10 protein-coding genes are annotated in these 14,028 nt (G+C 71.4%); 8 read left to right on the forward strand and 2 right to left on the reverse strand.

The window, feature by feature from the left end:
• Positions 1-111 precede the first annotated feature (111 nt).
• The 8 genes from VZL07_RS10115 to VZL07_RS10150 all read left to right on the forward strand — a co-directional run bounded on the left by VZL07_RS10115 (position 112) and on the right by VZL07_RS10150 (position 11,993).
• The gene (locus VZL07_RS10115; RefSeq protein WP_426755282.1) at positions 112-804 is read left to right on the forward strand and encodes an RNA polymerase sigma factor; all 693 of its coding nucleotides are present in this window, start codon (positions 112-114) and stop codon (positions 802-804) included.
• Positions 801-1,559, forward strand: coding sequence for a hypothetical protein (locus tag VZL07_RS10120; protein ID WP_426755283.1), 759 nt, complete (start codon positions 801-803; stop codon positions 1,557-1,559). Before VZL07_RS10115 ends, VZL07_RS10120 begins: the two co-directional genes overlap by 4 nt.
• Positions 1,556-3,292, forward strand: a complete 1,737-nt coding sequence (locus tag VZL07_RS10125) for a caspase family protein (protein ID WP_426755284.1) — start codon at positions 1,556-1,558, stop codon at positions 3,290-3,292. The genes VZL07_RS10120 and VZL07_RS10125 overlap by 4 nt, the downstream gene beginning before the upstream one ends.
• A 12-nt stretch (positions 3,293-3,304) precedes the next feature.
• A complete protein-coding gene (locus VZL07_RS10130; protein ID WP_426755285.1) occupies positions 3,305-5,167 on the forward strand; it encodes a DUF7151 family protein in 1,863 nt (620 codons plus the stop codon).
• Positions 5,168-5,200: 33 nt separating this feature from the next.
• The gene (locus VZL07_RS10135) at positions 5,201-6,826 is read left to right on the forward strand and encodes a DUF7151 family protein (RefSeq protein ID WP_426755286.1); all 1,626 of its coding nucleotides are present in this window, start codon (positions 5,201-5,203) and stop codon (positions 6,824-6,826) included.
• A 36-nt stretch (positions 6,827-6,862) separates the two neighbouring features.
• The gene (locus tag VZL07_RS10140) at positions 6,863-8,734 is read left to right on the forward strand and encodes a DUF7151 family protein (RefSeq protein WP_426755287.1); all 1,872 of its coding nucleotides are present in this window, start codon (positions 6,863-6,865) and stop codon (positions 8,732-8,734) included.
• A 69-nt stretch (positions 8,735-8,803) separates the two neighbouring features.
• A complete protein-coding gene (locus VZL07_RS10145; protein WP_426755288.1) occupies positions 8,804-10,546 on the forward strand; it encodes a DUF6311 domain-containing protein in 1,743 nt (580 codons plus the stop codon).
• Positions 10,547-10,604: 58 nt separating this feature from the next.
• A complete protein-coding gene (locus VZL07_RS10150) occupies positions 10,605-11,993 on the forward strand; it encodes an ATP-binding protein (RefSeq protein ID WP_426755289.1) in 1,389 nt (462 codons plus the stop codon).
• A 95-nt stretch (positions 11,994-12,088) separates the two neighbouring features.
• On the opposite strand, the gene larC is transcribed toward VZL07_RS10150, so the two are convergent.
• On the reverse strand, positions 12,089-13,261 hold the full coding sequence (gene larC, locus VZL07_RS10155; protein ID WP_426755290.1) for a nickel pincer cofactor biosynthesis protein LarC: 1,173 nt from the start codon (positions 13,259-13,261) through the stop codon (positions 12,089-12,091).
• A gap of 5 nt (positions 13,262-13,266) precedes the next feature.
• Positions 13,267-14,019 carry a nickel pincer cofactor biosynthesis protein LarB gene (gene larB / locus VZL07_RS10160; RefSeq protein WP_426755291.1) on the reverse strand — a complete coding sequence of 251 codons (753 nt, stop codon included), beginning with the start codon at positions 14,017-14,019 and terminating at the stop codon, positions 13,267-13,269.
• Positions 14,020-14,028 lie beyond the last annotated feature (9 nt).

Raw genomic sequence — 14,028 nt, forward strand, 5'->3', positions numbered from 1 at the left:
GTGCGTTATTAGGCACGACCCATTTTGCGACCACGTTCCGTATCCCATTTTGAAGGGACAACGGACGGCCGGGCATTGGGCTCGAGCCGGCTCGCGAGGGACGGAGCTACCGTGCTGCCAGGGAACGACCGGGCCGTCTTGGAGGCTTTCCGCCGGGGGGAAACGTCCGTCCTCACGCAGGTGTACCGAACCTATTCGCCCGAGGTGCTCCGCTACCTCTCTCGGAAGTTCGCGGTGGGCTCGGAAGGGGGGACGCGGACGGTGGCGCTGTCCGCGCTGGATCTGGACGCCGCGCATCAGGAGACGTTCGTCCGGGCCTTCCGGCCGAACATGCGGCAGGCCTATGACGGGGTACGGCCCTACCTCGGCTTCCTCCTCACGGTGGCGCGCTCGACGGCCATCGACCTGATGCGCGCGTCGGGACGCGTGTCCCGCGAAGCCGTCCCCATGGACGACGCGCCGGAGCTGACCCACCTGCCCACCGAGAGCCGCTCGCCGGAGGAAGAGGCCCTGGGCTCGGAAGTGCGCGACCTGGTCCGCCGCTTCCTCGACACACTGACGGAGGAAGGCCGCGCCCTGGCGCAGCTCCGTTTCGTGGAAGGACTTTCGCAGGAGTCCACCGCCGAGCAGCTCCAGCTCACCCGAGGCGAAGTCCGGGTGCGCGAGCGGCGGCTGCGGACGCAGTTCACGGAGCATCTGAAGGCCTCGGGCTGGCTGGACGCATCGGCCGAGCCCGGGCGGATGGAGCTGGGAGTCCTCCTGGCCTCACTCGCCCTGTGCGCAATAGGGAGCATGCCCTCATGAGGTGGTACGAGAGACACATCGACGCCAGCCTGACCCGGTGGTCGCTGGGGGACCTGTCCTCCCACCAGGCCGCCCGCCTGCTGCGCCACGCCCACGCCTGCCAGCGCTGCGGTACCCGCTATGAGCGCTGGGCCCAGGCCCACCGCGGCCTCGAAGGCGGGAACCTGGACGTCCCTTCCTCCGTGGAGCTCAAAGCATTGTCACAAGCGGGACTGGAGGCCGCCCTGGCCGCGGCCGCTCCGGAGCAGGCCCCCTCGCGCTGGCCCTCGCTCGCGCTGCTCGGCGGCGCCCTGGCCGCGGTCTTCCTCGCGGTGGTGCTTGTCCCCACCGCCACGAAGGCGCCCGGTGAGTTCGTCGCGCGCGGCGAAGGCACGGCGCCTCCCGGCGTCGCCCTGCGGCTCTTCTGCGCCACGCCCGGCCAGGCCCTGCGCGAGCTGCACGCGGGAGACGCCTGCCGCGCTGGCGCCATGCTGGCCTTCGCCGCCGGTGGCCAGCCCCCCTTCACCCACGTCGCGGTCCAGGTCCGCGGCGTCCATAAAGCGGAGGTGACGGCCGGTCCCTTCGCCCTGTCTGGCAGCCTGGGCAAGGAAGCCCCCCTGGAGCTCACCGTCCCCATGCCGGAGACGGCGGGCGTCCTGGAAGTCATTGCCGTCTTCGCGGACAGCCCGGCCGAGTCCCTGGCGACCCTGCGCGGCGAGCAGACCGAGGGCACGGTGGTGCTCAAGCAGTCAGTGAGGGTAGAGGAAGGGCCATGAACAAGCTGGGAGTGTTCCTCGGAGCCGCGGCACTGCTGCTGGCCCGTGGTGCCTCGGCCGAGACCGTGGTTCGGCGTGCCCTCGTCATCGCCCACAACGGGAGCGACGACCCGTCGCTCCCGTCGTTGCGTTTCGCGGACGACGACGGCGTGCTGTGGGCGGAGACGCTGCAACGCCTGGGCGTGGAGACGACGCTGCTCGTCGACCCCGACGACGCGACGCGCGCCAGTGCGCGCCCCGTGCTCGCCGGCGCCCGCGCCCCCACGCCGGACGAGGTGAAGCGCGAGGTGGCCCGCCTGCGCGCGGCCAACCTGGTGGACCACGAGCAGGGGCGACAGACGGACGTGCTCCTCGTTTACGTGGGCCACGGCAACACGGACGAGGCCGGGCGCGCGTACTTCACCCTCGCGGGGGGCCGGCTCGACAAGGCCAGCCTCTACGCGGACGTGGTGGACCCGCTCGGCGCGGACTACGTCCACGTCATCGTGGACGCGTGCCGCGCCTCGGGCGTCGTGGGCAGCCGCGGCGGCCAGACGGACGCGGCGGTGCTGGCCGAGCTGCGCAGCATGCTCGCCCGCGAGCAGCTCGCCACCCGCCCCACCGTGGGCGCCGTGTTCGCGGAGAGCGACGACGGCGAGACGCACGAGTGGTCCCGCATCCGCGCGGGCGTCTTCAGTCACGTGGCCCGCTCCGGCCTCATGGGCGCGGCGGACATCAACGGCGACGGGAAGGTGGAGTACAGCGAGCTGGGCGCCTTCGTCACCGCGTCACTCCAGGGCGTGAAGGGCCTGCCCGCACGGCTGACGCTCCACGCCTTCGCCCCCACCCGCGAGCCGCGGCGCGCGCTGGTGGGCCCCGCGCCGAACGGCCCCAGCCTTCCCTTGCCCGCGGGGCTCGAGCACTCGCGCATCTCCGTCGAGGACTCCGACGGCAGGCGGCTGGCGGACGTGCGACGCTCCCAGGAGCAGTACGTGCTGCTGCGCCTCCCCGAGCGCGATGTGTATTGGATTCGCACCCCCACCCAGGAGGCCCGCGTCACGCTGGCGGAGCTGACCACCGGCGTCATGGCCCTGGGCGAGCGGGAGCTCCAGGAGCGCGGCCCCGCCGAGGAGGCCCTGCGCAAGGGCCTGTTCACGGTGCCGCTCGACAAGGACTTCTACGAGCGCTACGTGGCCACCTCGGGCCTGGCGCCCGTGGGCCTGTCCCAGGCGTTTCCGCCCAGCGTGGGCGGCGCCTTTCCGCAGCTCCGGCTGCGGCGCCCGATGGTCGCGTCGGGGTGGGACCTCGGCTGGACGGGACAACAGGCCCCGCTGGGCTTGAGCACCCTCGCCACCGGCCCCACGGTGACATGGCGGCGTGAGGCCCTGCCCTCGCTCCCCTCGCTCTACTACGGCGCCCGCGCCACCTATGGCCTGACGCCGCTGGCCACCGATGGCATCCGCACCCACCGGGGCGCGCTGCTCGGGCTCCTGGGCGCGCAGGCCCCGGTGTCACTGCGCGTGCCGCTGTTCCTGGAGGCGGGCGCGGGCTGGGGCTTTCTGGGCATCAGCCGCGGCCAGGTACGCATGGGCGACCCCACCGTGCTCTCCACGTACTCGGCCGCGGGCGTGACGGGGACGCTCGTGGGCGTGCGGCTGCGGCTGGCCGCCACGCTCACCTATGACCGCGTCACCCTCGATGGCCGCAATCACTGGGACCGCGCCTTCGGCTTCGAGCTGGCGCTGCGACGTTAGAGAGGCCCGCGAATGAGACGCATGTGGATGGCGGTGCTCGTGGTCGTCACGGGCTGTGACGGCATCGACCTGGAGCGGCTCGTCAGACAGCACCCGCCCCTGTCCCGGCTCGAAGCCGAGCCGGCGGGCACCCACTGCGCGCACGGCGGCCACGCCGTGCACACGGGCCTGGACCGCAATGACAACGGCGTGCTCGACGATGACGAGGTGGTGACCACGGCGTACGCCTGCGCCACCGCCATCCCCGGCGTGCTGGTCCACGTCCAGGACGAGCCGCCCGGCGAGAACTGCACCGAGGGCGGCAAGGTGTACCGGGCGGGGCATGACCTGAACGGCAATGACACGCTGGAGGACAGCGAGGTCAGCCGTGAAGTCTACGGCTGCGCCAGCTCGGAGCAGGTCGTCACCCGCGTGCGGGCGCACGAGCCCCTCGTGTTCCCGTGCCATGACGGCGGCTCCCGCGTGGAGGCGGGACAGGACCAGAATGGGAATGGCGAGCTGGACGACTCGGAGGTCCGGGCGACCGCCACCCTCTGCGTACCGCCCACCGAGGTCCGGGTGCGCCAGTCCCCGGCACCCGCTGGCCTGGCCTGCCCCACGCCGAGCATCCAGGTGGACGTGGGAACCGACGCCGACGGAGACGACGTGCTCGAGGACGAAGAGGTGTCGTCCTCCATGTTCGTGTGCCAGCCCCTGCGCACCCTGGACGGGAACCATCACGTCCGGAGCGCCATGGACCTCGTGGTGCTGGAGGGAATCTCCCGCATCCGAGGCAACCTCTATTTCGAGCCCGGCCCCACCACGGAGGCCGTCCTGCCGGACCTGATGCAGGTCGAGGGCGCGCTCGAAATCCGAGGCACCTCGCTCCAGCGCGTGGAGCTGCCCTCGCTGCGCTCGGTGGGGCACGCGGTGCATGTGATTGACAATGCCGCGCTGACGACGCTGTGGCTGGGCGCTGGTGGCCGCACGCCGCTGTGGGTCCAGGGAGAGTTCACCCTGGCCTCCAATCCCTTGCTGCCCACGCTCGAAGGTGTGAGCGCGGTGCTCCCACGGAACAACCTCACGTTGAGGGACAACGACGCCATCGAAGTAGGCTACTTCGCGCACATCGCCGAGCACCTGGGGTCCATCACCGTCGAGGGCAACGAGAAGCTCCCGATGCTTCCCTTCCGCCACCTCGCCTGGGTGGGAGGCTCGGTGAGCATCATCCAGAACCCCACGCTGAGCAGCCTGGAAGGAACGGTGCTGCAGAAGGTGGTCGGCGACCTCATCATCGAGGACAACGACGCCCTCACCACGCTGTCGGGCATGCCGATCCTGGAGGCCATTGGCGGCACGCTTGGCGTGCGAGACAATGACCATCTGGCCTCCGTCGAGGGCATGGACGCGCTTGCCCAGGTAGGCGAGCTCGAGCTCTCGCGCAACCCCCAGCTGGAGTCCGCGGGGGAATTCCCGGCGCTCGCCCACGTCACGTCCGGCATCTATCTCAACCAGAACGCGAAGCTGAAGAGCACGTGGGGACTCGGCAAGCTTCAGCACATGGGCTTCCTGTACGTCGGCCACAACCCGGAGCTCACCGGGCTGATGGGCTTCGACCGGCTCCACACGCTGGGGACCCTGACCGTGGAGGGCAACACGGCCCTCCCGGACCTCACGGGCCTCGTCATGCTGCGCGCCGTGAAGGAGCTGCATGTCCTCTCCAACGAGAACCTGCTCCACCTGAACCTGGAGGCCCTGGAGAACGTCAGCGTCTCCTTCAGCATCGTGGACAACCCCAGGCTGCCGAACTGCCTCGCCGTGCAGCTCGCGGAACGGGTCAACTCGAGTGGGACGCCGGAGATTCACGGCAACGACACGACGGCCACCTGCGACTGACGGACGCTCCCCTCGCGGAGAAGAGACGCCCCCATGCGATGGACCTGGATGACGGTGCTGGTGCTGGCCTCGGGCTGTGACAGCATCGACCTGCGGCGGCTCGTCCCGCAGCACGAGGCCCGCACGCGGATCTCCGACACGCCTTCCGGCGAGTACTGTCCCCACGGTGGCCGGACGCTCCACGCGGGCCTGGACCTGAACGACAACGGTGTGCTCGATGACGACGAGGTGACGAGCACCGAATACGTCTGCGCCACGCCCACGGCCGGTGTGCTGGTGCACATGCAGGCGGTCTCCCCCGGCGAGACGTGCCCGCACGGCGGCCATGTGTCGCGCGCGGGCCAGGACGTGAATGCCAACGGCGTCCTGGAGGACGACGAGGTCAGCCGCGAGGTGCATGCCTGCACGGAGCTGGCCGACGCGGCCGTGCTCCACCGCACCCGGCATGTGCCTCCGTTGTCGCCGCCTCCACCGTGGGGCTGTAGCTGGGGACGCACCTGGGTGGAGGCCGGCCCTGATTCGAATGGCAACGCGCGGCTCGACGACGACGAGGTGCGGGCCATGGAGGACGTCTGCGCACCGCCAGCGCAGCTCCGGGTGCTCCATGCCCCCGAGCTCGCCAGCGCAACCTGCCCGGAAGGAGGCACCCGGGTCCTGGTGGGTGTCGATGCCAGCGGCGATGGTGTGCTCGATGGCGCCGAGATCTTCGCGACCGCCTTTGTCTGCAAGGCCCTGCACACCTTCCATGGCAACTACACCGTGCGAACGGCCTCGGACCTCGCGGCGCTCCAGCGAATCTCCCGCATCCAGGGCTCGCTCTGGATTGACGACACGTCGCTGACCGAGCTGAGCCTGCCAGGGCTCGCGGTCGTGGACGGCACCCTGCGGCTCTGGAACAACCAGCTCCTGACGCGGGTGGCCCTGCCGGGCCTGCGCTTCGTGGGGGAGGACCTCGATGCGTCTGGCAACCCGGCGCTGGCGGCGCTGACGGCTGGCGGCGCCGAGCACCAGCAGCTGCTCGTCGGGCGGAGCCTCGTCGTCATCAACAATGACCAGCTCCGCGGCCTCTCCGGGCTCCAGAGCGTGTCCCCCCGGCTGAACGTGCTGCTGACGGACAACGACGTGCTCGACTTCGTCCCGAAGGAGGAGTCACCGCTCCTCGGGGTCGCGAACCTCAGGGGCTCGCTCACCGTCACCGGGAATGGCGCGCTGCGAGCGCTCCCCTTCTCCAATCTCTTCCATATCGGCGGCAGCGTGAGCATCACGGGGAACCAGGCGCTGCTGTCCCTGGAGGGGCTCAACCCGTGGACCATTGGCGGGTCGCTGGCCATCATCGACAACGAGCTCTTGAGCGAGCTCTCCGGCCTCTCCGAGGTACGGCACCTGACGGAGCTGAGCGTCGAGGGGAACCGCTCATTGGTGAGCCTGGCGGGCCTGCGGGCCTTGAGCACGCTGAAGTCCCTCCGCGTGGCGGACAACGCGAGCCTCATGCGGTTCGACCTGGAGGCCCTGCGTGAGGTCGACGCGGCGTTCGAAGTCCAGGACAACGCCCGGCTGCCCTCGTGCCTTGCGACAGCGCTGGCGGCCTCCGTGTACACCGGTGATGTCGAGCAGCTCGACATCCGCGGCAACGACGACACCGCCCCCTGTGGCGATTGACGCTTCGAAAGGTCTCCTCCGATGCGATGGACATGGATGCTGGCGCTGGTCCTGACCACCGGGTGTGACGGCATCGACCTGCGCCGGCTCGTCCCGCAGCACGAGGCCCGCACGCGGGTGGCTCCGGAGCCCTCCGGCGCGAACTGCGAGTACGGAGGCAGGGCCGTGCTCTCCGGGCTGGACCAGAACGACAACGGCGTGCTCGACGACGACGAGGTCACGGGGACCGAATACGTCTGCGCCACCGCGGCCCCCGGCGTGCTGGTGCGCACCCAGGCGATTCCTCCCGGCGCGCAGTGTCCGCTGGGTGGGCAGCTCACCCTCGCGGGGACGGACCTGGACGGGGATGGCCTCCTCTCCGACGACGAGGTGACGCGAGAGGTCCAGGGCTGCCAGGAGCCCGTGCCCGTGGTCGCCCGTGTCCGACCGCTGCTGACCCAGCCCTTCGTGTGCCGGTACGACAACGCGCTCGTGGAGGCGGGCGTGGACCTCAACGGGAACGGCGTGCTCGACGAGGACGAGCTCCGGGCGACCACCCGCCTCTGCGCCGACGCGGAGGTGACGCGGCTCCGCCAGCGACCAGAACCCCAGGGCCCGAACTGCACCACCGGCGGCACCGTGGTGGAAGCCGGCGTGGACGAGGACCTGAACACGGTGCTCGACGATGACGAGGTCCGCGCCGCCACCTACGTGTGCCAGCCGTCGGCGACGCATGATGGGCTGTACGTGGTGGAGGACGCGGCCGACCTGGAGGCGCTGCGCACCCTCTCCAGCATCCGTGGCGGGCTCTCCATCGAGAACACGGGCATCTCGGAGGTCGTGCTCCCCGGCCTCGTGTCCGTGGACGGGCCGCTGCAGATTCATGGGAACCCGACGCTGACCCGGGTGGAGCTGCCGGGGCTCCGCTACGTCGGTGAGACGCTGAGCATCATCGACAACGAGCGGCTCGGCACGCTGCACGTCGGCCCCCAGACGCCAGAGGCGCTCCCCCAGGTTCGCGTCCACAGCCTCACGCTCTACAGGCTTCCCAGCCTGCCGACCGTGAGCGGCCTGGCCGCCGTCGTCCCCCTCTTCGACGTGACGCTGTGGAACACGGGCGTCCGGTGGAGCCCGGGCATGTTCCCGCATGTCCAGGAGGTGCTGGGCAACGTCTCCATCCATCAGAACGCCGTGCTGGAGAAGCTCCCCCTTTCGGCCCTCGCCGCCGTGGGCCGGAGCGTGACCCTCTCGGAGAACGTCATGCTCCAGTCCCTGGAAGGGATGGAGCGGCTGACCTCCATCGGCGGCTCCCTCGACATCTCGAACAATGACTCGCTCCAGACACTCGCCGGCCCGGAGAGCCTCTCGGTCGTGAAGCGCCGTGTCAGCGTGACGGGCAATGACCAACTCCAGGAGGTCCGCTTCGAGTCCCTCCAGGAGGTGGAGAGCCTCGCCATCGTCGACAACGCGATACTGGAGGACGTGGGCCCCCTGCCGACCCTGCTGCGCGTGCACGGGGATGTCGTCATCGAGGAGAATGCGAGCCTGCTCGGGGTGACGAAGCTGCCTCGGCTCCAGAGCCTGGGAGGCGCGCTGTTCGTCACCGGCAACCCGCTGCTGACGGACCTGACTGGCTTCAATCAGGTGACGTGGATGTCCGGCCTGTTCGTCACGGGCAACAGCGCCCTGACGAGCCTGGGCACCCTGAGCGCCCTCCACGCGCTGGGCACGCTGGAGGTCCGGGACAATCCGGCGCTCACGCGGATGAACCTGGATGCCCTGGAGCAGGTGCGCCAGGCGTTCTTCGTCACGGGCAACGCCCGGCTCCCCTCCTGCTGGGCCACGATGCTCGCCGACAACACCTACACCGGGCCCCCCGAGGGGCGCTTCATCGGGGACAACGACAGCAGCACCCCGTGCCAGCTCTAGCCTGGCGGCAAGCCGGCCGAGTGGGACGGTGCTTGCCCGCGCGGGAAGCACAGTCCTACAAAGGCCGGCATGACGACCCCGAGTCCACCGGTGTCGAGCGACTCCGCTTCACCGGAGGTTGCCCCGGCTCCGCCCGTCCCCACCGCCGCGCCCACCCCTGCCCCCGCGAGCCGGTGGGCGCCCTGGGGCGCCGCGCTGGGTGGACTGGCCTGGTTCCTGTGGCTCGGCGGTGGAAAGACGATTCCGCCCACACGTCTCGACTGGGCGGTTCGCGAAGACTGGGCGGCCTCCACCTTCGGCTGGCTGTTCTACCGCAACGCCCCGTGGAGCCTGCCTCTCACCCGTTCTCCCGACCAGCTCTTCCCGCATGGGACGTCTGTAGCGCTCACGGACGGCAACCCCCTGCTGGCGGTGCTGTTCAAGCTCTTCAACGGGCTTCTGCCCGCTGACTTCCAGTACCACGGACTCTGGCTGGCGCTGGGTTTCGCCCTCATGGGCTGGTTCGGCGCGAAGCTGGTCTCCGTGGTGTCGGCCCGCCCCACGCACCAGTTGCTGGGCGGGCTCCTGCTGGCCCTGGCTCCGCCCATGGCGGCGCGGTTGGGACACCTGACGCTGTGCTCACACTGGCTGCTGGTGGCCATGATGTGGCTGCACCTGCGCGACACGCCGGATGCGCACATGGCGAAGCGAAGCCTCCTGTGGGCCGCCGCGCTGAACGCCGTGGGCGCGGGCACGCATCCGTACCTGGTGGCCATGCTCGCGCCACTGGCCATGGCGCTGACGGTGCGGCTGGCCATGGGCCGCGTCATCAGCTGGGGCCGCGCCGCGCTGGCCTCGGTGGGCATCGTCATGCTGGACGTGCTCATCTTCGCCCTCTTCGGCTACTTCGTCGGCAGCAGCCTGGGCGCGGAGGGCTTCGGCCAGTTCTCCGCGGACCTGACCACGCTGTTCAATCCCGTGGACTGGTCGCGCCTGCTGCCGTCCCTGCCCGTGGCGCGGCGACAGGCCGAGGGCTTCGGCTACCTGGGCGCGGGGGCACTGCTGCTGGTGCTGCTGTCCACGGTGGGCGCGGCGCTCCGCTTCCGCGCGCTGAGGGGCCTGCCCTGGCGGCGGGGCATCCCCTTCGCGGTGGCGGTGCTGCTGCTGGCCACCTACGCGCTGTCGTCCCGCGTGACGTGGACGGGCCGGCTGGTGGTGGACCTGGGCGGGCTGTACGAGCCCTTCTCGCGGCTGACGTCCGCGTTCCGCGCCTCCGGACGCTTCGTCTGGCCGCTGTGCTACGCGTTGATGGGCGGCGCCATCCTCCTGTGGCTGCGGCAGTGGCGCGAGCGGGCCTGGGTGGGAACGGCGGTGCTCGCGCTGGCCGTCGCCGTGCAGGCCTACGACGTGCGCGAGGACAAGAGCGAGCTGCGCCGGCGGCCCGACGGCTTCCGGCGGCTCCAGGCTCCGGAGTGGGCGGAGCTGAAGGGCCACTACCAGCACCTGGCCCTCTTCCCACCGCAGGTGCAGTGGGTCTGCCCCTACAACGAGCCGCTGGTCAACGCGGCGGGGTACCTGGCGTACCGGCTGGGCCTCACCTTCAACAGCGGCTACGCCACCCGGACGCCGCCGTCGATTGCGGAGCAATGCAACGCCACCATGCGCCCCGGCGGCCTGGACGCGGACACGGTGTACGTCGTGGTGCGTCAACAGGTCGGCGCCTTCCTCCGCGCCGGTGCGCGCTGCGGCCAGCTGGAGGGGCTTTCCGTGTGCGTGGCCGGGCAGCGGAACGACGCCTTCGCCCAGGCCCTGGGACGGCATCCACTGCGATAGTTCGCGGCCCCGCTGAATCCGGTGGACTCCCGGGCCGGGACAGGCAGCATCCCGGCGTATGGGAAGCGAGGACATCGTCGCAGCACTGCGCCAGGTGCCGCTGTTCGCCCGGCTCACCGCGGAACAGCTCCGCTGGGTGGCGGACCACGGCCGTCAGCTCCGCTTCCCCGCTGGCACGCGCATCGCCGAGCAAGGTGCTCCCGCGGATGGGCTCTCCATCATCCTGGAGGGCCGCACGCAGTGGAGCCGCCACGCGGGCGGCGAGCCCGTCCCCTCCTTCACGCTGGAGGCAGGCGACCTCTTCGGCGAGCTCATCCTCTTCCTGAACGCGCCCTACCCCAACAGCGGCGACGCGGTGACGGACGTGCGGCTGCTCCGGCTGGAGCCGGCCACCTTCTGGGAGCTGCTGCGCCTGGTCCCCGCGCTCAGCCGGGGGTTGATGGAGCTGGCCTCGCAGCGCACCGAGCAGCAGGCGCAGGAGGTCCGCCCGCAGGTGGCGCTGCTGCCCACGGGGCGCATGGCCGCGGAGCTGAGCGCCGAGCTGGGCAGCCCCGCGGCGGCGGCCCGCCGGAGCGCGGCGCGGCTGGGCGAGCTGATGGCCACGGTGTCCGCGCGCGCCATGGCCCTGGGCGAGCACGGCCTGTCGCTCCCCCAGCGCAGCGTCCTGCTGGCCCTTCCCCGGGAAGCGGCGGAGCGCGGACGCCGCTCGCCGCCCCTGGAGCCCCTGGCCCGCGCCGAGCGCGAGGAAGCGCTGGGCTCCTGGCTGGAAGCGCGCGGTGTGGCGGATGCGTGGGAGGCGGCGCCCGCGCTGGTGGCCTCCGGGCTGGACGTGGCGTGGCTGGAGTCGGTGGCGACGCGCGTGGGCCCCACGCTGCTGGGCGACGTGCTCGCGTGGCTGGTGGTGGCGGTGAGCTGTGACGTGCTCCTGGCCGAGGTGGAGCGAGGGACGGCGCGCATCTCCGCGCTCGTCGAGGGCGTGAAGGCCTATGCCTTCATGGACCCCGCCCCGCCGGAGGACGTGGACGTGCATGAGGGGCTGGAGCACGCGCTCTCGGTGCTGAGCCACCGGCTCCAGGACGAGCGCCTCACCGTGGAGCGTGAGTACGACCCGCGGCTGCCGCGCTTGAAGGCGGAAGGCGTCGCGCTCGACGAGCTGTGGACCCAGCTCATGCTCAATGCGCTGGAGGCGCTGGGTGAGCGCGGCGGCCGCATGCGGCTGCGCACCTGGAAGGAGGCGGCGCACGTCGTCGTCGAGGTCGGGGACGATGGCCCGGGCATCCCCCGCGACCTGCTCCCGCGCATCTTCGAGCCCTTCTTCAGCACGAAGCCTCACGCCGCGGGCATTGGCCTGGACGTCTGCCGCCGCATCGTCGAGCGCCACGGCGGCGACCTCCGGGTTCGCTCCGAGACGGGCGGCACGCGCATCCAGGTCCGACTGCCGGCGTAGCCGCACCTCGCGTGCCAGCCGATGCTGGGCGGCAAGGTCCACGTTCCGCCCTTCGACCATGGCGCCGGAGATGGAGCCCGCCCGGCTCGCGGCGCTCAGTCCTTCTGGCCGAGCGCCGCGACCGCCGCGGCCATCACCTGCTTCACCGGGATGCCCGCGGCCTCCGCCACCTGGCGGCAGTCCTCGAACTCCGGGTGGGCGTTGAGCACCGCCCCCTGGCGCAGCCCGCGCTTCACGCGGACCTTGCCCCACGGCGTCTCCACGTCCACCCAGTCGCGCTCCAGCGCCTGGCGCTCCACCCGGTGGTAGCGCACGCCCAGCGTGGTGGACTCGCGCAGCACCACGTCCACCACCGCCTCGCGCGTGCCGCCCTCCACCAGCGCGCCCAGCAGGTGCCCCGGCCGGCTCTTCTTCATCACCGTGGGCGTCACCCACGCGTCCAGCGCGCCCACCGCGAGCAGCCGCTCCAGCAGGTGCCCCAGGAGCTGCGGCGTGGCGTCATCCAGGTTGGCCTCCACCACCCAGAGCCCATCCGTGCCGGCCTGCTCCAGCCGCCCCAGGGACGCGCGCAGCACGTTGGGCCGGTCCCTGAAGTCCTTGGTGCCCACGCCGTAGCCCACCTTCTCCACGATGAAATTGGGCGGGTGGCCGATGTGCGCCAGCACCTTGAGCAGCGCCGCGCCCGTGGGCGTCGTCAGCTCGCCCACGCCCTCGAAGCGCACGGGCACGTCCCGGAGCAGCTCCAGCGTGGCGGGGACGGGAATGGGCATGGCGCCGTGGGCCACGCGGATGGTGCCGCTGCCCAGCGGCGGCGGCGCCGCGTGGACCTCCGGGTTGCCCAGCAGCTCCAGCACCACCGCCGCGCCGCAGATGTCGACGATGGAGTCGACCGCGCCCACCTCGTGGAAGTGGATGTCGTCGATGGACACGCCGTGGACCTTCGCCTCCGCTTCACCGATGGCGCGGAACACCGCCAGCGCCCGCTCCTTCGCGCGCGGCGGCAGCGTGTCCGCCTCCTCGATGAGGCGCCGGATGTCCGCATAGGCGCGGTGCGGATGCGCTTCGCGCGCATCCAGCACGACGTCCAGGTGCGTGCCGCTGATGGCGTGGCGGACCGCGCGGCTCACCGCCAGCTTCCAGCCCGGGACGCGCAGGCCCGACAGGGCGCGCTCCAGCTCCGCGGGCGGGACTCCCAAATCCAGCCCCGCGGCCAGGAACATGTCCCCGGCGATGCCGCCCACCGGCTCCAGGTAGAGGATGCGTCGCATGCGGCTCACCTGCGTCCCTTCGTGCGGGAGATGAGGGCCGCGTAGAAGCCGCCGCCAAACCCGTTGTCGATGTTCACCGTGGCCACGTTGGAGGCGCACGAGTTCACCATCGCCAGCAGCGCGGACACGCCTTTGAAGTTGGCGCCGTAGCCCACCGAGGTGGGCACCGCGACGACGGGGATGCCCACCAGTCCGCCCAGCGCACTGGCCAGCGCGCCCTCCATGCCCGCCACCACGACGGCGGCGTGGCACTCCTGGATTTCCTCGCGGCGCCGCAGCAGCCGGTGGATGCCCGCCACGCCCACGTCGTAGACGCGCCGCACCTCGGCGCCCATGGCCTCGGCCGTCATCGCCGCCTCTTCCGCCACGGGGATGTCGCTGGTGCCCGCCGTCACCACGGCCACGCGGCCCGCGCGCACCTTGCCCTGCTTGAGATGGAAGATGCGCGCCACCGGGTGGTACTCGCCCTTGGGGAAGCGCGCCAACAGGGCCTCCGCCTTCTCCTGCTGGAGCCGCGTCACCAGCACCGTCTGCTTGCGCTCCACCAGCGCTCCGACGATGCCCAGGAGCTGCTCGGCCGTCTTGGGCTCTCCCAGCACCACCTCCGGGAAGCCGAAGCGCAGGTTGCGGTGCGTGTCGAGCGTCGCGTACCCCAGCTCGGCGAAGGGCAGGTCCTTCAGGCGGCCCACCGCGTCGTCCACCGTCACCCGGCCCGACTTCACGCTCGCCAGCAGCTGCTTCAGCGCCTTCTCATCCATGGGCGCCCG

The sequence above is a fragment of the Pseudomyxococcus flavus genome (assembly GCF_050038885.1).
GTDB classification, from domain to species: Bacteria; Myxococcota; Myxococcia; order Myxococcales; family Myxococcaceae; genus Myxococcus; species Myxococcus flavus.

Excerpts from the sequence above, each read along its gene's own strand:
- VZL07_RS10120 (WP_426755283.1), top strand. The coding sequence starts at position 801 with ATGAGGTGGTACGAGAGACACATCGACGCCAGCCTGACCCGGTGGTCG.
- VZL07_RS10125 (WP_426755284.1), top strand. The coding sequence starts at position 1,556 with ATGAACAAGCTGGGAGTGTTCCTCGGAGCCGCGGCACTGCTGCTGGCC.
- VZL07_RS10130 (WP_426755285.1), top strand. The coding sequence starts at position 3,305 with ATGAGACGCATGTGGATGGCGGTGCTCGTGGTCGTCACGGGCTGTGAC.
- VZL07_RS10135 (WP_426755286.1), top strand. The coding sequence starts at position 5,201 with ATGCGATGGACCTGGATGACGGTGCTGGTGCTGGCCTCGGGCTGTGAC.
- VZL07_RS10140 (WP_426755287.1), top strand. The coding sequence starts at position 6,863 with ATGCTGGCGCTGGTCCTGACCACCGGGTGTGACGGCATCGACCTGCGC.
- VZL07_RS10145 (WP_426755288.1), top strand. The coding sequence starts at position 8,804 with ATGACGACCCCGAGTCCACCGGTGTCGAGCGACTCCGCTTCACCGGAG.
- VZL07_RS10150 (WP_426755289.1), top strand. The coding sequence starts at position 10,605 with ATGGGAAGCGAGGACATCGTCGCAGCACTGCGCCAGGTGCCGCTGTTC.
- larC (WP_426755290.1), bottom strand. The coding sequence starts at position 13,261 with ATGCGACGCATCCTCTACCTGGAGCCGGTGGGCGGCATCGCCGGGGAC.
- larB (WP_426755291.1), bottom strand. The coding sequence starts at position 14,019 with ATGGATGAGAAGGCGCTGAAGCAGCTGCTGGCGAGCGTGAAGTCGGGC.